16 protein-coding genes are annotated in these 16733 nt (G+C 50.7%); 3 read left to right on the forward strand and 13 right to left on the reverse strand.

Going from position 1 to position 16733, the window contains the following annotated elements:
* Window positions 1–6: 6 nt before the first annotated feature.
* The 4 genes from EJO50_RS12400 to purM form a co-directional block, all read right to left on the reverse strand.
* On the reverse strand, window positions 7–1275 hold the full coding sequence (locus tag EJO50_RS12400) for an RsmB/NOP family class I SAM-dependent RNA methyltransferase (RefSeq protein WP_125974606.1): 1269 nt from the start codon (window positions 1273–1275) through the stop codon (window positions 7–9).
* Between the two features lie 4 nt (window positions 1276–1279).
* Window positions 1280–2425 (reverse strand): DUF3108 domain-containing protein, encoded by a 1146-nt coding sequence (locus tag EJO50_RS12405; protein ID WP_125974608.1) that lies wholly within the window; start codon window positions 2423–2425, stop codon window positions 1280–1282.
* Window positions 2425–3060, reverse strand: coding sequence for a phosphoribosylglycinamide formyltransferase (gene purN / locus EJO50_RS12410; protein WP_125974610.1), 636 nt, complete (start codon window positions 3058–3060; stop codon window positions 2425–2427). Before purN ends, EJO50_RS12405 begins: the two co-directional genes overlap by 1 nt.
* Window positions 3061–3192: 132 nt before the next feature.
* Window positions 3193–4230, reverse strand: coding sequence for a phosphoribosylformylglycinamidine cyclo-ligase (gene purM / locus EJO50_RS12415; protein ID WP_125974612.1), 1038 nt, complete (start codon window positions 4228–4230; stop codon window positions 3193–3195).
* A gap of 184 nt (window positions 4231–4414) precedes the next feature.
* Here purM and hda point away from each other — a divergent pair, with 184 nt between their 5' ends.
* A complete protein-coding gene (gene hda / locus EJO50_RS12420; RefSeq protein WP_125974614.1) occupies window positions 4415–5092 on the forward strand; it encodes a DnaA regulatory inactivator Hda in 678 nt (225 codons plus the stop codon).
* Window positions 5093–5137: 45 nt separating this feature from the next.
* Here the strand turns inward: hda and EJO50_RS12425 are convergent, their stop codons facing one another.
* Together EJO50_RS12425 and EJO50_RS12430 are read right to left on the reverse strand one after the other, a co-directional pair.
* Window positions 5138–5752 (reverse strand): prepilin-type N-terminal cleavage/methylation domain-containing protein, encoded by a 615-nt coding sequence (locus EJO50_RS12425; RefSeq protein ID WP_125974616.1) that lies wholly within the window; start codon window positions 5750–5752, stop codon window positions 5138–5140.
* 106 nt (window positions 5753–5858) lie between these two features.
* Complete coding sequence (locus tag EJO50_RS12430; RefSeq protein WP_125974618.1) at window positions 5859–6296, reverse strand: DciA family protein; 438 nt, start codon at window positions 6294–6296, stop codon at window positions 5859–5861.
* A 26-nt stretch (window positions 6297–6322) separates the two neighbouring features.
* Between EJO50_RS12430 and EJO50_RS12435 the strand changes: the two genes are divergently transcribed.
* Window positions 6323–7216, forward strand: a complete 894-nt coding sequence (locus tag EJO50_RS12435) for a M23 family metallopeptidase (protein WP_125974620.1) — start codon at window positions 6323–6325, stop codon at window positions 7214–7216.
* Window positions 7217–7468: 252 nt separating this feature from the next.
* Window positions 7469–10207 (forward strand): preprotein translocase subunit SecA, encoded by a 2739-nt coding sequence (gene secA / locus EJO50_RS12440; protein ID WP_125974622.1) that lies wholly within the window; start codon window positions 7469–7471, stop codon window positions 10205–10207.
* A 116-nt stretch (window positions 10208–10323) separates the two neighbouring features.
* On the opposite strand, the gene EJO50_RS12445 is transcribed toward secA, so the two are convergent.
* The 7 genes from EJO50_RS12445 to EJO50_RS12475 all read right to left on the reverse strand — a co-directional run bounded on the left by EJO50_RS12445 (window position 10324) and on the right by EJO50_RS12475 (window position 16716).
* Window positions 10324–11076 (reverse strand): type II secretion system protein, encoded by a 753-nt coding sequence (locus tag EJO50_RS12445; RefSeq protein ID WP_125974624.1) that lies wholly within the window; start codon window positions 11074–11076, stop codon window positions 10324–10326.
* Window positions 11073–12548 (reverse strand): hypothetical protein, encoded by a 1476-nt coding sequence (locus EJO50_RS12450; RefSeq protein WP_125974626.1) that lies wholly within the window; start codon window positions 12546–12548, stop codon window positions 11073–11075. The genes EJO50_RS12445 and EJO50_RS12450 overlap by 4 nt, the downstream gene beginning before the upstream one ends.
* Entirely contained in the window at window positions 12526–12828 is a 303-nt protein-coding gene (locus EJO50_RS12455) for a hypothetical protein (RefSeq protein ID WP_125974628.1), read from the reverse strand. The genes EJO50_RS12450 and EJO50_RS12455 overlap by 23 nt, the downstream gene beginning before the upstream one ends.
* Window positions 12825–13412, reverse strand: coding sequence for a hypothetical protein (locus tag EJO50_RS12460; RefSeq protein ID WP_125974630.1), 588 nt, complete (start codon window positions 13410–13412; stop codon window positions 12825–12827). Before EJO50_RS12460 ends, EJO50_RS12455 begins: the two co-directional genes overlap by 4 nt.
* Window positions 13409–14956: a hypothetical protein gene (locus EJO50_RS12465; protein WP_125974632.1), complete on the reverse strand. Its 1548-nt coding sequence runs from the start codon at window positions 14954–14956 to the stop codon at window positions 13409–13411. The genes EJO50_RS12460 and EJO50_RS12465 overlap by 4 nt, the downstream gene beginning before the upstream one ends.
* Window positions 14953–16149, reverse strand: coding sequence for a type II secretion system F family protein (locus EJO50_RS12470; protein ID WP_125974634.1), 1197 nt, complete (start codon window positions 16147–16149; stop codon window positions 14953–14955). Before EJO50_RS12470 ends, EJO50_RS12465 begins: the two co-directional genes overlap by 4 nt.
* A gap of 72 nt (window positions 16150–16221) precedes the next feature.
* Window positions 16222–16716, reverse strand: coding sequence for a hypothetical protein (locus tag EJO50_RS12475; RefSeq protein ID WP_125974636.1), 495 nt, complete (start codon window positions 16714–16716; stop codon window positions 16222–16224).
* Window positions 16717–16733 lie beyond the last annotated feature (17 nt).

Here is a 16733-nt window from a genome sequence, read left to right on the forward strand (position 1 = left end):
AAATCATTAATCTCTCTGCATGACCGCCGCAAAAAAGGCATCGGCCTGATGCAGGTGGGGGGACAGTTTGAAGTAGGGGCCGGTCAGCGGAATTTCTACTTGCTCGGTCTTTAGCAGCTCAGGCGCGTCCAGTAGTTTGAAGTCTGGATTGGCGGCAAGGAAGGCTTCAATAATGGCCTCATTTTCGGATGGCAAAAAGCTGCAAGTGGCGTAAACCAAGCGCCCTGCTGATTTTACCAAGCGCGAAGCCGAGGCCAGAATGCTAGTTTGCATGGCGTTCAGCTCAAGCACGCTGGCTGGATTTTGGCGGAATTTCAGATCGGGATTGCGGCGTACGGTGCCCATGCCGGAGCAAGGCGCATCGACCAGTACCGAATCAATTTTGCCGACCAGACGCTTAATCTTTTGATCGTTTTCGCTGGAAATCAGCTGCGCGCTAACATTAGACAAGCCAGATCTAGCCAGACGCGGCTTGAAGTTGTTCAGGCGTTTTTCGGATACATCAAAGGCGTACAAGCGGCCACTGGAATTCATCATTGCGCCCAAGAGCAGCGTTTTACCCCCCGCACCCGCGCAGAAATCCACCACCATCTGGCCACGTTTTGCGCCGGTGAGCAGGCCCAAAAGCTGGCTGCCTTCGTCTTGTACTTCCACACGGCCTTCGGTAAAGGCGCGGTATTTATTGATGGCGGGCTTGCCGGTTACACGCAGGCCCCAGGGCGAATAGGGCGTTGGTGTGGTTTCTACCCCACCTACATCCAGCAACTCGGCGGCAACCTGTTCACGCTTGGCTTTTAAGCTGTTTACCCGCAAGTCAAGTGCAGCTGCGCCTTGCAGGCCTGCACCCAGTGCAAGAATATCGGCATCATTCATGCCACCTGCGATTAAATCATTCACGACCCATTCCGGCAGATCGGCACGCACATACACAGGCGCTTCGGCAAGTTTTTTGCTTTTACACAGGGCAAAATTATCTTTTTCAGTGTCCGGGAACCAGTCACCACATTCACGCAGATTGCGGCGCTCTACCACCACCAAATAAGCCGTCAGCAGGCTGCGCGCATTGGCCGGGCCGCCTAAAACCCACTCAAGGCGAATTTTATTGCGCAAAATGCCATACACGCATTCGGCAATCATATGGCGATCCTGCCCGCCCAGATTGGGATTGCTGCGAAAAAAACGCGACATGGTGGCATCGGATGGGGCGGCAAACACCAGCATTTCGGATAACACGGAAATAGCAGCGTGGTAACGGGTATTGTTTAAAGCAATCATGTCTTTATCTTTGCATCGTGCGGTTGGAGTTGGAGTTATGGTTATTGCTTGAAGGCTCCAGCACCATTTCCCCATTAATTTTTATATCATTGGCCCAGATATCGAAGCTGCCTTCGCTACCCAGTGATAAGGTCATTCGTACTGGCATATTGTGCCACTGTGGCGCCAGCCAGAAATCAAAAGTGCGGTCTTCAAAACGGCCACGCAGTAATATGGCTTCTACTTGTTTGTCACCTAATCGCAGGCTGGCCTGGCCGCTAATTTCAAACGGCACGTCTTTATAAATCTTACGGCCACTGGCTACGGTAAAAGTAAAATCTTTCATCCGTGAGCCCTGTAAGGCCAGCTGAAAAGCGGCAGAAAATACATCCTGATCACCAGCTTTTAAAGCCTCAGCCTTGCTGCTACCACCATCTTTAAGAATGACTTGCTTGTCATCCCAATTAAAAATGGCCTCATTAATCAGCTTTCCATCCCGATAATCTGCAAATCGTTGCGGGATAACACCGTTAGGCCCAACTTTGCCATCACTCACAAACATGCGTGATTTACTAAACAGTGCACCACGTAGTTTTAACAAATAACGGCCATTCTCAGCATTCCAGCTCATACGAATCGGAAAAATACCATAGGCATAGGTAATTTCAACCTGAGCAGGGTAGGTTTGCTCCGCTACCAAAGGACTTTCTTGAGGCGGAGGCAATACTTCCTCCTCGATCACCGATGAAACAATTAACGCTACAGGTTCAACGCTACTGGCTGCCGATGCAAGCACTTTCTCTACCGAACTAGCAACAACCTTAACCACGCTGCTTGCTATCTGCTTAACAGGCGCACTACTCGCAATCACCTTCACCGGGGATTTTTTGGCTGCCAAAACAACAGGCTTTTCAACTTTGCCCGATACTGGCCCACGATGCAGATACACCACCTGATGCTCTGCCGGCTTAATTCCTTTTAAACCGGCAGGGCGGGCATCTTCTGCCTGCGCGATATCACTCAATTTTTGCGTAACTTTTTTTAGTTCGCTTTCGGTATAAGGTTGCTGTGTAAGCCAGGCATAAATTTGCTCGTTAAATATTGATGCAAGATGCAGCAGCAGGGACAGCAGTGCAGCAATCCCCAGCAGCATCCCCGGCCAGCGCAGCATTAAAGCACCGCTGGTGCAATCAATACGGCAGCAGCTGCAGGGCAATCTATATGCACCCTGCCATTCACCAGCGTCAGCCGATCTTCTACAAACCAGCGCACGGCCTGCGGATAAATCAAATGCTCTTGCTCCAGCATTCTGGCAGATAGACTGGCAACCGTATCATCATCCAGTACAGCCAGGGCCGCCTGCACAATAATTGGGCCGTGATCCAGCTCAGCCGTCACAAAATGCACGGTACACCCAGTAATCTTCACGCCATCAGCCAGAGCACGTTCATGCGTGTGCAAGCCTGTGTAAGCAGGCAACAGGGATGGATGAATATTGAGCAGGCGCCCTGCATAGCGATCCACAAATTCTGCAGTCAGAATCCGCATAAAGCCCGCCAACACGATTAAATCTGGCGTATAACCATCAATTAGCGAGATCAGCGCGGCATCAAAGTCCTCTCGGCCAGCATAGTGCTTATGATCAAGCACAGCAGTCGCAATACCACGCTCTGCGGCCCAGGCCAGGCCTGCGGCGTCGGAGCGATTAGCAATCACGGCACAGATATTTGCACCCGCGATTTGCGCATCCACAATGGCCTGCATATTGCTGCCACGACCAGAAATCAAGATAACGATATTTTTCATAAGTCTCAAAAGAGAAAGGGCGAGGTAGGAGTCCCTCGCCCTGTATCTAGCTGGGGTAAACACGCATAGTGCCCACTCTGGTGACACATAAACGCGTGGGCACAATAAGCCTGCGCCCGCCCTACAACCTTCTTACATCACTTGTGTCTGGTGCTCATCACCCGCACGGGCACGGATAACACCCAGGGTGTAAACCGTTTCACCTTCCGCTTCAAGCAGGGCAATCGCAGCAGCAGCCTGATCTGCAGCCATAATCACGACCATCCCCACGCCACAGTTAAAGGTGCGGTACATTTCTTGCGCGTCCACATTACCTTCTTTTTGCAGCCACTGAAATAACTTGGGCATAGTCCAGGATTTTGCATCGATGGCGGCAACCACATTATTTGGCAATACACGTGGCACGTTTTCGCTGATACCGCCACCGGTAATATGTGCCATACCCTTGACCGGCAAAGCTTGCATTAGTTTCAACAACGGCTTCACGTAAATCCGTGTTGCAGCCATCACCACATCAGCCAGGCTCTTACCACCGTCAAATTCTGCAGCATAATCAGCTTCTGCGCGATGCATGATTTTACGAATCAGACTGTAGCCATTAGAGTGAGCCCCGTTAGAAGCCAGACCCAGCACCACATCACCCGGCACAATATTGTCGCCGGTAATGATTTTACTTTTTTCAACCACGCCCACCGCAAAGCCCGCCAGATCGTATTCACCCACCGGGTACATGCCAGGCATTTCTGCAGTTTCACCACCAATAAGTGCACACCCCGCCTGCTCGCAGCCATGAGCAATCCCGCGAATGACTTCAGTTGCATTAGGCACATCCAGCTTGCCACAGGCAAAATAATCGAGAAAGAACAACGGCTCAGCACCTTGCACCAAGATATCATTCACACTCATCGCAACCAGATCAATCCCCACGGCATCGTGGCGATTCAGCTCAAAAGCGAGCTTAAGTTTAGTGCCCACACCATCGGTGCCGGAGACTAAAACAGGCTCTTGGTATTTTTTACTGATTTCGACTAAACCGCCGAAACCACCAATACCACTCAGCACCTCTGGGCGCATGGTACGCTTGGCATAGGGCTTAATATTTTCAACCAACTGATCACCGGCATCGATATCGACACCTGCATCGCGGTAGCTCAAGCTTTGATTGGTCATGCATGGCCTCGTGAAACTGGCAGCGCCACTAGGGGCTTCTGCGCTAGAATGGCGAACATTCGTTATATTAGTGCAGGCGTAGACCTCCGATTCGGGGTACACCTGCTGCAAAGCCAGGCATTTTATCGCATCTTGTGAAAAAACACCCGCACGCTTGTCATCGACCTCTTGGAGCCCCTCCCGCATGAAGCAACTCGTGCTGGATCTGCAACTGCCAGCCCTACCCTCTTTTGAGGACTTTATCCGTGGCGAAAACGCCGAGCTACTGTATCAGCTTGGTTGTTGGAGCCTTGGTGAGGGAGACGTGCGCTTTCTCTATTTCTGGGGAGAGCACGGCAGTGGCAAGAGCCACTTACTCGCCGCCGCGCGCGCCATGCTGCCCGCCGACGCTCAAATATTTTTTACCGATGCGGCCCACGACGCCCTGCCCGCTTCTTTACCCAAAAAAGCCGCACTGATTGTGGACAACGTTGATGCGCTTAGCCGTGACGAACAGGTACGTCTTTTCGATCACTTCAATACACTAAAAGAGGGCGGAGGCCTGCTGCTGGCTGCTGGCCCCAAACCGCCAATGCTGCTACTGCTCAGACCGGATTTGAGCACTCGCTTGGGCTGGGGACTTGTGTATCAGCTAAAACCACTATCGGACACAGACAAAGCTGCTGCACTAAAACGCCGGGCCTATACACTGGGTTTTGAGCTAGGGGATGATTTGGCCGATTACCTGCTGCGCCACGCATCGCGTGATTTGCCGACGCTGTATCAGCACCTGGATGCGGCTAACGGTTTATCTTTGACCGAAAAAAGACCAGTAACAGTTTCTTTGCTAAGGGAAGTGCTGCGAGGGGACTGGACAGAATAGAGGCCGGGGCGGATTGTGAACCACCCCTGTGCCTATTTTAATAAATTACGGCAATATTTGAATACTTAGTGATGCCTGTGCATTCATCGCCCAACAGTCAAATATTGCAGGTGGTGCCGGAGCATATAAACCAGTACTGCGAATATTACCAGTTGTTGGCACGCCATCATCAAATTGCTGATCCATCGCACAAACCAGGCGTACATCAGCGGCAGCGGTTACTGTTGTTGTTAATGTAAGGTAATTTCTATTTGCTGTTGTATTTCCAGCCCCCCCAACAGCAACAGCCCAGTTCACTCCGAAAGGTGAACGTATATCACTTGCAGACAAAATATTTGTACCGGTTAGTAAAGGTAATGTTGTTAAACCCTCAGCTGCCGTTAACAAACCATTTCTGGCTGCAATACAGCCTGCCGGAGTTGTCGTCCCTGCAGGGCAACCATCCCCCGGATATGCACCGTACCGTTCAAAATAAATATTCATGCCAGATTGAATTTTATTGGCACTGGTCTGGGCACTTTTTACCTTCGCCCCATCAATCAGGTCTTTACCTTTAAATGCCATACCTAAAATCAAACCGATAATCACCAGCACAATGGCAAGTTCAACCAAAGTAAAGCCACTTTGTTTTCCCCGACTTCCAGAATGATCAACTTTCATTGCCCAGCCCCTTTATCGATTCTGCCACTAAACGAAGATGGCCTGAACGTCAGTAAACACATGTCATTACAAGGCCTTACAAGGTTTATAGACTAAAACCGCAAACTCAACTGCCTTTGGATACATGGCGCTCCAGGAGGGATTCAATGGCCAGCCTTAACGGCCCCTCTTCCAAAGTATCAGCCAGCTGCGAAAAAGCAGCGCAGGCTCCTGCTTTCAGATGTAAGTCTTTGCTTCGCATGGCATTTGTACTTTGCAAGCCGACTTGCACCTTGGGCTGAACTACGGTAGCTTTCCATCCGCCGGCTTGCAGTGCCGCAAGAATCTGAGGCGCGTTCAGGCGTATCCTGGATGCTGCAGCACTGCCACTTACGCCAATTAATAAAGTGTCACCAGACCAGGCCACCCCAAGGCAATGCGCTGCCATCGCGGGCGGCAGTACAGCACGCACCTGTGCCAGCACCCTTGCCAGATCGTCAACCTGATCCATCAAACTGGCGAGCTGCCTGTTGTGCCCGACTTGCTGCAAGATGGTCTTTTTCATGGCTGATGGCCTGTAAGGATAAATAAATGAATATCATTGTGATGTCGAATCGTTTAGGCAAAACAGTCTCTCTCGATACCCGGCAAGTAGTTTGCCTGGGCTTGATAGCAGCACTAGTCGTCGCCTCAATCGGCTTTGCCATTGCCAGCAGCCTTAAACAGGCCCCCGCACTATGGCACCTGATACCAAACGCTAATAACGCCCGCCAGACCGAAATCGATGCGCTCGCCATCCGCGTGGGTGAGCTCCAGGCAAAATTACTACGCCTTGATGGGCTTGCCAGCCAGGTTGGCAATAAAACCGGTATCGATATTAAGCCGTTTTTATCCAGCCAGCCCGTACCCCGCGGCGGGCTGCAGCACGGTGGCACAGCACTAAGCACCGAAACTTTAGCAAACGAAATTGATGCCGCCAGCCACAATCTGAATGCCCGGCTGGATCAGCTATCGCTAGCTGAAAGCGTGTTACTGCGGCCAAAAGCCTGGCAACTGCCTTCAAAAGCACCACTCAATGTAGGTTTGCAATCCTCAAGCTTTGGCAAGCGGATTGATCCGTTTAATGGCAGCCAAGTTTTTCATGAGGGAATCGATTTTGTAGGCGATAGCGGCACGCCCATTATGGCGGCAGCCAGCGGTAAAGTCAGCTTTGCAGCCTTCCATCCCCAATATGGTAATATGGTTGACTTGGATCACGGCAACGGCATCACGAGCCGCTATGCTCACGCATCTAAGCTTGTAGTAAAAACAGGTGACCAGGTTGATGCGGGGCAGACTATTGCCTTACTGGGATCCACGGGCCGATCAACAGGCCCGCACCTGCACTTTGAAATAAGATATAAAGGGATTGCACAAAACCCCTTACGATTTATTGGCCCCGCCACAAATGAAATGAATATTGCTGCGACCAAATCAGATGACTGATCTTGAATTTTGACTAAAACGATAGCATATACGGCGGACGAGCTGGATGCTGAAAAACGAGCGAGAAGCCCGAAGACAAGGCAAAAACCTCAAAAACCCGGAGTTTACAATTGGTAAATGAAGATTTTGAGAGATTTTTTTGACGCAAAGCCAGTACATAGCTGGCGGTAGTCGGGTTCTAGATACGTTTTACAGGATGCTTATCCGCCGTTGTCACAATAACCGGGCTTAGCCCATTGCTGGTAGCTTTAGATGATTGCAAATTTGCTCAAAAAAGTTTTCGGAAGCCGTAATGACCGCCTGCTCAAACAATACAGCACCATCGTAAAACAGATCAACGCCCTTGAAGCGGACATTGCTGCTCTTTCCGACGATGACTTGCACGCCAAAACGGAAGAATTCCGCGGCCGTGTTGCCAAGGGTGAAACACTTGATCAAATTCTGCCAGAGGCCTTTGCTGTCTGCCGCGAAGGCTCCAAGCGCAGCTTAGGCATGCGTCACTTTGACGTACAGCTGATGGGTGGCTTAGCACTACACCAGGGCAAGATCTCCGAAATGCGCACCGGTGAAGGTAAAACGCTGGTGGCCACTCTGCCCGCCTACCTGAACGCCTTATCCGGCAATGGCGTGCATGTCATTACCGTGAATGATTACCTGGCCAGCCGCGACGCGGGCACGATGAGCAAGCTTTACAACTTCCTGGGGCTCACTTGTGGTGTGAATCTGGGCCAGATGCAGCACGACGAAAAACAAGCTGCCTATGCCTGCGACATTACCTACGGCACCAATAACGAATTCGGCTTTGACTATCTGCGTGACAATATGGTGTTTAGCGTGGGTGAACGTGTACAGGGCAAGCTAAACTACGCCATCGTCGACGAAGTCGATTCGATTCTGATCGACGAAGCCAGAACACCCTTGATTATCTCTGGCCCGGCTGAAGACAGCATCGAGCTTTACCAGCTGGTTAACGATATTCCGGGCCAGCTAAGCCGCCAAACTGAAGAAGAATCAGAAGGCGATTTCTGGGTGGATGAAAAAGCCCACTCGGTATTGCTGTCAGAAGCAGGCCATGAAAAAGTAGAAGCCATCCTCACCAAGAGGGGCCTATTAAAAGAAGGTGACAGCCTGTACTCCGCTGGCAATATCAGCCTAGTGCATCATCTGTATGCTGCGATGCGTGCCCATGCCTTATTCCAGCGTGACCAGCACTACGTGGTAACGGATGAAGGCGAGATTGTCATCGTTGACGAATTTACCGGTCGTTTAATGTCAGGCCGCCGCTGGTCTGAAGGCCTGCATCAGGCCGTTGAGGCAAAGGAAGGCGTGGAAATCAATCAAGAGAACCAAACTCTTGCCACGATTACCCTGCAAAACTACTTCCGCATGTATACCAAGCTATCCGGCATGACCGGTACAGCCGATACTGAAGCTTACGAATTCCAGCAAATTTACGGTCTGGAAACCGTGATTGTGCCAACCAACCGCGATATGGTGCGAGACGACAGGCAGGATCAGGTTTACAAAACCGACCGCGAAAAATACAACGCCATCATCACCGATATCAAAGGCTGCCAGGAACGCAAGCAGCCGGTGCTGGTAGGTACAACATCGATTGAGCAATCTGAATTACTCTCCGAAATGCTGACAAAAGACGGCTTTAAGCACAATGTGCTGAATGCCAAACAGCATGCGCGTGAGGCCGATATCGTGGCCCAGGCCGGTGCGCCCGGCGTGATTACCATTGCCACCAATATGGCCGGTCGCGGTACCGATATCGTGCTGGGCGGTAATATCGAGCGCGAAATCAAGGCCATTGAAGCCGATAAAGAATTAAGCGAAGCCGACAAGGCCGCCAAAATCACAGCAATGAAAGCAGACTGGAAAATCGTCCATGATGCCGTTGTGGCTGCAGGCGGCTTACATATTATTGGTACCGAGCGCCACGAGTCACGCCGTATCGATAACCAGCTGCGTGGCCGTTCTGGCCGTCAGGGTGACCCGGGCTCCAGCCGTTTTTATCTATCGCTGGAAGATTCACTGCTGCGTATTTTTGCCGGTGATCGCGTAGCGATGGTGATGGATCGTTTGAAAATGCCTGAAGGCGAGCCAATTGAAGCAGGCATGGTTTCCCGCGCCATTGAATCTGCCCAGCGTAAAGTAGAAGGCCGCAACTTCGATATTCGTAAGCAATTGCTAGAATACGATGATGTATCTAACGAGCAGCGCAAAGCCATCTATGGCCAGCGTAATGAAATTCTGGAAAGCGCCGAAGTCAGCGAAACCATCGGAGCAATGCGTGACAGCATGGTTTCAGATCTGTTTGACACCTATATTCCAGCCGATTCAATGGAAGAGCAATGGGATGTCGCGGGCTTAGAGCGTGCGCTGGGCGAGTTTAATATTGATCTGGCCATCGCCGACTGGGTCAAAAACGACACCACGCTAACAATCGAAGCAATGAAAGAGCGTGTACAGGTTGCGGCAGCTGAAAGCTACAAGCAGAAAGTTGAGCTGGCAGGAGAGCAGACTTTCCGTCAGTTTGAACGCTCGGTACTCTTGCAGCACGTTGATCAAAGCTGGCGCGAGCACCTGTCGTCCTTAGATCATCTGCGTCAGGGTATTCATCTGCGCGGCTACGCACAAAAAAACCCTAAGCAGGAATACAAGCGCGAAGCGTTCGAATTGTTCTCTCAGCTTTTAGAAAACATCAAACGCGAAGTCATCCAGATTGTAATGACCGTGCAGGTTCGCTCGCAAGAAGATGCTGATGCCGTTCGCCCACAGGAGCTGCCTGCCTCTGCATTGCAATTTAATCATCAAGAGCTGGAAGCTTTACTGGCAAGCGGTGATGAAGAGCAGATCAAAGCGGCGTTGCTGCAAGCCATGGAAAGCGGTGCAAAAGTACAATTTTCCGGCGTAGCCCGCAACGACATCTGCCCTTGCGGCTCTGGCAAAAAATATAAGCACTGCCATGGGCAAATTGCTTAATACCTTGCTGCCACAAAAAACCCCGAAGCATGCTTCGGGGTTTTTATTTATGAGCGCTTACATCAGCTAAATATCAACGGCTTTCAAACCCTGTAACACCCAAGCAAACCCACGCATTAAGGCAACTTGCCCGCCGCCAGCATTTTTCCCGCCAGAATAGACGGGCTAATCCAATCGGTGATGTCGTCGTATTCTTCATCAACAGGTGTCGCGACATCATCCTCCGCCCTGAGTTTGCTCACAAAATTAACATCGTTATTAGTGTTTTCCTGCTCATCGACAGAGCCAGCCACGCCATTAGGCGGGCCATGGCGGTAGTGCATCACAACCACAACCAGCACATTGGAAGCCAGAGGTGTAGGTGCACCCGAGCTGGGAAAAATAAAAATATCCCCTGATGAGCAAAGGATAAAACTCACCCCCACCGGAGCAATACTCCCCGCAGGGCAGCTTCCTACAGCTCCCAGTGTTTGATTGCTATCGCTTACAGCAGGCGGAAAAGACGCCGGGCCATTATCGGCAAACCCCAGTGTAACCCGATAGGTAAATGGTTTATTAAAAGGATCAATTGATCGTGCCAAACCCAAGGTCGCGCCTGGAATACTGCCCTCAGCCCGATTGCAAGTGCCATTTGCAGCACGGTCTTCCACAAAAGTTGTCAGCAACGGATCTGCCGGGCAGGGTAAATAACCATGTTGCACAGCAAAACCTAGCAAAGACTCTTTAATTTCGCTTATTTGAGCCCGCCCGTCGCGCACTCTCTGGCTATCCGTTTGAGCCTTGAATGCCCCTAGTCCGCCCACCAGCATAATACCGATGACTACAAGCACAATGGCAATTTCGGCAAGTGTAAAACCTCTTTCCTTCATGGCCTATCCTTTGCCGCATAGATCCACTGGTTTGTAATCCGATAATAAAAACTGTCATTGCCTGCATCTGCAGGCCCAAGCTTGGCATATTGATCAATTTGGGGCGGCACAGCATCCCAGGCTCGGCGATTAATGTCCGGTGCTACAACATAACTTGTGACGGGGTCCAGATAATTATTCAGCACGATTTTGTCTGCAGCTACTGAACGGGTTTGCCCTGTTTGTGCAACCCCTGCTCCTATCATGACTGCATTTACACTACCTGCCGGTAGTTGCATATTTCTTAGCGTTAGCGAGATAGGAGCAGGGCAGTTTGCCGTATTAGCCACGGCATAAAAAAACATTTGCTCCCAGCGGTTACGATAAAGCCAATCATATTCAAGCAGCACATTCTGCCATTCAGCCTGGCTGGCCATCGTGGCAGGCCTATTGGCGGGGTTAACCAGATATTCAGGCAAAACGGGCAGTAAACCCACTCCCGTTAACGAGATTGATTTCGGGATATGCCCACGGCAAGCTGCCGGTGAAGGTGTACAACCGTTGCTATTTACTACAGCAGTATCTGCACAACCAAGATCTGCATAGCTGGCAGGATTAGGTAAATATCCAAGCCCCGTAACCACCTGCAAAGCCCAAAGATTGAGCAGCTGCTGATAGTCTTTGGCCGCACGTTTTTCTAAAGGCAGTAACAACTCGCTGCGCCGAATAGTAATCAGGCGGTCATTAAGTACAGGGCTCCCATTGGCATCCAGCCGCGGGCCATTTAAAAACCGCCCCTGCGTGGCATTGTAATTAGCATAGTTATTGGGTGCACCAAGACAGGCACCTCCCATAGTCAGCTGATTGCATTCCAGATAATTATTAGGATTGCGCTGCTGCGCTGCCGTGCTGCGGTTTTGCCCGCCAAGAGCTGCCCCAGGGGCCATAATCACGACAATTACCGGGTCTGCCGCATCAGACAATGCCTGGGCACCATTATTGGCAGCAGCATAAAACCAGGGATTAGCACCTGCCGGTGCCGTATCGCTATTTAAAGGAACATTTCTTCGCTCCTGAAAACCATCCACCACAGCCATCCAAAGCGGCTCACCCGAGCTATCATGCAGCTCTGCAGCCTGGTAATTTCTCCAGGGAATGCGGCCAACGCGTGCCGCAGCACCAGGACAAGCAGCGCCATTTAAACCACTTTGCCCATAGGCAGCTTCACCGGGAATATTAAGATCCGGGCAGAAAAACTCTCCGGGGCGGGTAACAGGCACGGTATTGCCACGCTTGGATAAAGCCTCGGACAAGAGTATTTTCTTAGCCTCTGCCAGCACATTCTGTGTTTGCTGCTCACGATACAGATCCAGCGCGTGGTAGCTAAAGCCTGCCAGAATGGCCCCGGCAACGCCAAGCCCGAGAATCATTAACAACATCAGGGCAATGGCGCCACGCTGGTAGCAATGCCTAAGGCCTGGCCTGATAAACATCACGTTTTTCCCCGCTCTGGCGGTTAAGCGTTTGCCCGACTTTTAGTCCCGCCGGCACTGGAGACGTACTTAGCTCGCCATCAAGCCAGCGTATTTTTTTACCATTATGGTTAATTTCACCATCCAGCCTGATTGTATCGGCCTCGGTAACCTCCGCAGAATACGGTGATGATGCATCGCCCCGCGCCACTGCCCGCTCACCGGGGCTAAAAAATAAACGCCCCCACTCGGCATGTACCCATGAGCTGCATATCAAAAAAAACAGAAGAATATATTTCATTGACCTGCCTCAGGAGCCACTAGCGGCCCAATGCTTAACCACTCAATATCACAGACTACTTTCAAACCTGTATCTGGCTCTGTATTACGGCCGATCACACACTGCTCCGTCACTGGCCAGCCAGGTAAGCGCCTTAACCCTGTCAGCACCTCGGAAAACCCCTCTTCATCATCAGGCTCAAAACTAAGCATCATTTTGCTGCCGTACAACTGTACAGTTTCAGCCGTGGCGGCAAAAACACGCTGCGGTTCAAAACGAAATAACACATTGAGCCCCGGCGAGCGGCGGTTCAGCTCGGTAAGGTATTCAATCCAGTCTAGCCGGTGCTCTCCATTTAATACGCCACGCTGGCTGAGCGTCTGATAAAGCGCACGGTATTGCCGGGTATTATTCCAGGCATTTTCCTGCTCATCTGCCTGCAAGGTTAAGTGCTGTACACTGCTGCGCAAAGCCTGCTGCTCAGCCTTCGCATGCAATAAATAAATCTGTGACAGTACAATCAGTAAAAGAGCCAAACCTAAAACGGCCCCGCTCAAAACCAGATCGTGGCGTATCAGCTTTAAGGATTGAAAATCAATTTTCATGGTGCTTTTTGCTCCCAGCTCAGGCGCAACACAAAATCAACCCGCTTACTGTCCTGCAGTAATGGCCTTCCTTCCACTCCCGATTTTGAACTGGTATTCAGGGGTAAAGTCACAGGCTGCACTTTCACTCCAGGCAAGCCTGACAAGCGTACACTTAAGCGCTCCACACTCGCCAATGCCTGCCGGTATTGCAAATCAAAGGGCTCTACCCGGCCTTTAAGCTCTAATACCGAAGGCAAAGCAGCAGGAACCGATGCATCTGCCACTTGTGCAGCTGGATCAGCCGGGGCGCGGCCGGATTGCCAATACAGCTCATCAAGCACGATCTCAGGAAAATCCAGCAATACGCCACTCACTTGCTGTGCCTGGCTATCCATATCCGGCCAGGTCAGAAACTCCTTGGTATACAGCTCAACCGTGCCCTTCATTGCCGCAGGATCGCTGGCCTGACTTTGCTCTAGCAGCAGATTAAAATGCCGCAAACGCTCATCAATCCGGCCTTTATTTTTAAACGACTGATTAATTGAAGCCTGAATTTCAGTGGCCTCCAATACCGCCAGAGCGCCCCAGACAAAAGCCAGAAATAAACAGAGATACGAGGCACGGCGCAGAAAAATACCGCGTTTTCGCCATATTGCATAAATAAGGTGACGCCCCTGCCCATAGTGATTTGCAGGGGGATACAGCTCCAGCCAGCTGCATAAAAGGTGCAGCAAGGAGTCTGCTTTAGGCAGGTGCAGTTTATCTGCCAGCAAACCAAGCGGTACGTCACTGAGCACAAACTGAGCAGCCTCACTGCTGCTTGCCAGACACTGGCTCATGGCTGGCTGGTAATCCACGCCACCAGGCGCAAGCACAGCCAGCTGCAATTTATCTTCACGTCCCAGCAGGCGCAGCGTCGATAAATACTGTCTGGCCCGCAGCGCCTCAAGCACAATCACCTCGGCCAGGCGTCCGGCATCCTGTAAATTTGTCCCCTCAGGCAGACTGCTGACACGGCTAAATTTAAGCCCGTCGGCAGCGAGGTAGCTCTGCCGCATCCCGCCACCGGGAGTGAAAGAAACCAGCAAATAATGGCTTAAACTCAGGCCTGATCTGTGCAGCATTTCTCCAGCCAAAAGCGCAGCGGAATAAATACCCTGCAAGACCATTTTTTTAGCTAACAGCGCGTCTACAACCGCATCAATGGGAGCTGCCAGCGTTAAAGCCGACATCAGTACCTTGTCCTGCGCACCTGATTGGGCAAAGGCCTGCACAAAAGCACGCCGGTAAGGTGTAATTCGATAATTCTGATCCAGACGCCTCGCCAGCAAAGCATTGCGATCATTACGCCCCAGGTGAGGAATTGATTCCAGCTGAAAGTCTTCCTCGACCACGTCAACCAGAAGGCTGAAAATATCTTCTTTCCAGGCATCCAGAAAACCAGAAAATGCGGCGGCCCAGTCATCATCCAGAGCAAAACGCGCACGCTCGATCAGCCGCCCTTTCTCCAGATAAAAAGCGATCAGCCGGGTATTGGATAAAAACAGTGTGCAGTGACTCATCGCAATTTACTGATGGTGTCAAAAATAGGCCCCAAGACCGAGGACATAATCCAGGCCAGAATCAGGCCCAGCACCACAGTGAGTGATGGCTCAATCAAAGCCTGCACCCGCTCAATCGACTCTTTTACGTCGCGGTTATAAAAATAAGATACATTCATCAGAGCATGATCCAGCTGACCGGTGCTCTCGCCTACTTTCAGCATACGCAGCACCAGAGGCGGGAACATTTTTTCCTGATTAAAACTGGCGGTTACCCCCTGCCCCTCGCGGATCTGGGCCTGAATCCGCCTTAATGATTCGGCCACCATGCTATTACTCACAATTCCTTCGGATATCTTGATGCAATCCAGAATAGGAATTCCTGCCGCATACATTAATGCAAAAAAATTGGCAAAGCGCGCCAGAATAATCTTGTGCAAAATAGGGCCAAATGGCGGGAGAGTCAGCTTCCAGCCATCAAAGCGGTGGCGAAACTTGGCGTCATGGCGCAAACGTAAACGAAGCAGAATAAATAAAACAATAGGGACACCAAATAAAGCCCACCAGTAATAAATAAATATATTAGAAACCGCAATTAAAATACGGGTATTCAAAGGTAGCGTTTGCTGCATGGCGGCCACAAAAGACACTAATTGCGGAACTAAATAAATCATTAAAAAGGTAATTACCGCCACAACTAATACCCCCACAAAAGCCGGATACATCACTATTTTTTTGGTTTGTGAAACCAGCTCGTCCTGCCATTTTAATGAATCAGATAAATTGAGTAATACCTCGGGCAATTTACCGCTGCTCTCACCTGCCCGAATTAAATTTACATAAATGGCATCAAAAACCTGCGGATGCCCGGCCAGCGCCTGTGAAAACTGGTGTCCCCCTTCAATATCTTCAATCAAATTGGCAATCACTTCCCGAAAATGCGGCTCTTCCAGGCTATCGCGCAGATCAGATAAGCCTTCCAGAATAGAGACCCCGGCACGGGTAAGCTGCTCCATATGAAAAGTGAACGTAATAAGCTCTCGCCTGCTCACTTTTTTACCGCCCAGCACGCCCCCTGCCGATGCCGCTTTGCCTGCAATCAAACTAAGCCCTATTCGCTCCAGGCGCTGCTCCAGATCCGCCAGATTATTTGCTTCTGACTTCCCCTTTTGAATATGGCCTGCATTATCTACCGCACGATAAATAAACTGCATTGGCTTTTCCTCAGTAAACAACGCCAGCAAAGGCATCTACTCATCACCGAAGAGGGGGCTGCAAACTGCGCCTCACTCCGAAGGGTTAAATCCTCGTTCCAGAAAAAGCCCGCCACACCGGGGAACATCTTTTTCATAGAGAATTTTTTCCAGCTTCAGCAGGCAATAGGCATTGAGAGTCAGATTATGTTTGGCAGCCTGGGCGATAAGCTGCGCTTTCGTCATTTTGTCTATACGTAAAGTCAGCGTGGTGGCATCTGCTTCGCAACTTGATGCAAAAATCTTCTCTTTGCGCCACGGACAATATCTGTCTACCCACTCCTGTGCCTGCTCTGGCGTAATCGGAGTCAGCACATCGGTGGCTACCTTTTTTTCGATATCCATATAGGGGTGAGGAATATTGTGCTCAACCAGAAAATACTGATCACGCTTGGTGCGATAAAGCTCAATCAGATGCGGCACGCCATACTCGTCTTTTGAGTCTGTATGCATATGGCAATTTAATGCGGTTCGCGTATTGTAGGTTTTACCATCAATCACGCGCGAAACGTGTTCACGTACATACATTGCAATCTTCCTTTCTC

Source organism: Iodobacter ciconiae (genome assembly GCF_003952345.1).
GTDB classification, from domain to species: domain Bacteria; phylum Pseudomonadota; class Gammaproteobacteria; order Burkholderiales; family Chitinibacteraceae; genus Iodobacter; species Iodobacter ciconiae.

Coding starts and splice junctions, on each gene's coding strand:
- EJO50_RS12400 (WP_125974606.1), bottom strand. CDS start 1,275: ATGATTGCTTTAAACAATACCCGTTACCACGCTGCTATTTCCGTGTTA.
- EJO50_RS12405 (WP_125974608.1), bottom strand. CDS start 2,425: ATGCTGCGCTGGCCGGGGATGCTGCTGGGGATTGCTGCACTGCTGTCC.
- purN (WP_125974610.1), bottom strand. CDS start 3,060: ATGAAAAATATCGTTATCTTGATTTCTGGTCGTGGCAGCAATATGCAG.
- purM (WP_125974612.1), bottom strand. CDS start 4,230: ATGACCAATCAAAGCTTGAGCTACCGCGATGCAGGTGTCGATATCGAT.
- hda (WP_125974614.1), top strand. CDS start 4,415: ATGAAGCAACTCGTGCTGGATCTGCAACTGCCAGCCCTACCCTCTTTT.
- EJO50_RS12425 (WP_125974616.1), bottom strand. CDS start 5,752: ATGAAAGTTGATCATTCTGGAAGTCGGGGAAAACAAAGTGGCTTTACT.
- EJO50_RS12430 (WP_125974618.1), bottom strand. CDS start 6,296: ATGAAAAAGACCATCTTGCAGCAAGTCGGGCACAACAGGCAGCTCGCC.
- EJO50_RS12435 (WP_125974620.1), top strand. CDS start 6,323: ATGAATATCATTGTGATGTCGAATCGTTTAGGCAAAACAGTCTCTCTC.
- secA (WP_125974622.1), top strand. CDS start 7,469: ATGATTGCAAATTTGCTCAAAAAAGTTTTCGGAAGCCGTAATGACCGC.
- EJO50_RS12445 (WP_125974624.1), bottom strand. CDS start 11,076: ATGAAGGAAAGAGGTTTTACACTTGCCGAAATTGCCATTGTGCTTGTA.
- EJO50_RS12450 (WP_125974626.1), bottom strand. CDS start 12,548: ATGTTTATCAGGCCAGGCCTTAGGCATTGCTACCAGCGTGGCGCCATT.
- EJO50_RS12455 (WP_125974628.1), bottom strand. CDS start 12,828: ATGAAATATATTCTTCTGTTTTTTTTGATATGCAGCTCATGGGTACAT.
- EJO50_RS12460 (WP_125974630.1), bottom strand. CDS start 13,412: ATGAAAATTGATTTTCAATCCTTAAAGCTGATACGCCACGATCTGGTT.
- EJO50_RS12465 (WP_125974632.1), bottom strand. CDS start 14,956: ATGAGTCACTGCACACTGTTTTTATCCAATACCCGGCTGATCGCTTTT.
- EJO50_RS12470 (WP_125974634.1), bottom strand. CDS start 16,149: ATGCAGTTTATTTATCGTGCGGTAGATAATGCAGGCCATATTCAAAAG.
- EJO50_RS12475 (WP_125974636.1), bottom strand. CDS start 16,716: ATGTATGTACGTGAACACGTTTCGCGCGTGATTGATGGTAAAACCTAC.